Consider the following 1,281-nt stretch of genomic DNA (forward strand, 5'->3'; position numbering starts at 1 on the left):
GCCATAGGTGGCCACCAGGCGCTCGCGCACCTGCGTCAGCCCAAAGCCGTCCACCGCAGCGCGGCCGGGCGACGGACCGACGCCGGTGTCCAGCACCTCCAGCGTCAGGCGTGCGCCCTCGCGGCGCGCCCGCACCGTGATGCTGCCGCCTTCCACCTTGGGCTCCAGCCCGTGCTTGATGGCGTTTTCCACCAGCGGCTGCAGCAACAAGGTGGGCACCGGATGCTGCGCCAGCTCAGGCGGCAGGTCCAGCGTGTAGCTCAGGCGTGGGCCCATGCGCACGGCCATCAGTTCCAGGTAGTCACGCAGCCGCTCGAACTCGGCCTGCAGCGTGTGCGTGGGCGCGCGCGAGGCGCTGAGGGTGGCGCGCAGGTAGGCGATCATGTGGTCCAGCATCTGCTGCGCGCGGGGCGGGTCGGTGGCAATCAGCACGCGCAGGTTGGCCAGGGTGTTGAACAGCATGTGCGGCTCGAGCTGCGTTTCCAGCAGTTTCAGGCGCGCTTCGTTGGCGTGCTGGTGCGCTTCGTGCATCTTGCGGATGAGGTAGGCGCTTTTGTTGACGCTGTAGAAGTAGTAGGAGACCGCAATACCGGCCAGCGCCGTGACCAAAATCGAAGTGCGGAGTTGCGTACGGGCGGGGCCTACGTCCCAGGACGACCAGCCGAACCAGCTATCGGCTGCATAGGTGCCCAAAAAGTAGCCAACCAGGTTGCCCGTGAGAACGAGCGCCAGCCCTTGCAGGCCTTTGGGCCAGCCAGTGTCCAGGCTGGAGGGAAACAGGTGCCGTCCGAAGTCGATCCAGGTCCAGCAGAAGAACCCGATGGACAGCGAATAGAGCATGGACACGCCGTAGTTCCGCTCGGGTTGGAAGGCCCACTGAAGGAAGGAAATCGCCAGACAAAACGCCATGGTTTGCAGCAAATGCCGCAGCTTGGCGATCCAGTCGATCCTCATGAGCGACGCTTCACGAACCGCCGCGCTCGCGTTGCAGGCGTTCGCGCTCTTTTTGGACCATGCGCTCACGCAAGCCGCTGCCGGAGCCCAGCACAAAGACCGAAACACCGTGCAGCACCACGCCGACGCCCCATCCGAGCAGGGGGAAAATCGACCAGGAGCGACTGCCGAAGCCGTACTTGGACATCGCGAACACCAGCAGGTTGACCAGCACATAGACCGTGACGTGCACGTACCAGCCGAGTTTGGCGCCAGCACGCCAGCGCGCCATGCGCTCTAGTTTTTCGGGGGACAGGGGGGTGTTCATACGGGTTTGATTTTAGGGCT

At 64.4% G+C, this 1,281-nt stretch carries 2 protein-coding genes; both read right to left on the reverse strand.

From position 1 onward, the window contains the following. The coding region (locus B3V69_RS10165; RefSeq protein ID WP_296446202.1) for a sensor histidine kinase at nucleotides 1-954 on the reverse strand (954 nt) is incomplete at its 3' end. A 10-nt stretch (nucleotides 955-964) separates the two neighbouring features. After that, nucleotides 965-1,261: a 2TM domain-containing protein gene (locus B3V69_RS10170; RefSeq protein WP_296446203.1), complete on the reverse strand. Its 297-nt coding sequence runs from the start codon at nucleotides 1,259-1,261 to the stop codon at nucleotides 965-967. Nucleotides 1,262-1,281: the final 20 nt, after the last annotated feature.

It is taken from the genome of Rhodoferax sp. UBA5149, from assembly GCF_002413825.1.
GTDB lineage: Bacteria > Pseudomonadota > Gammaproteobacteria > Burkholderiales > Burkholderiaceae_C > Rhodoferax.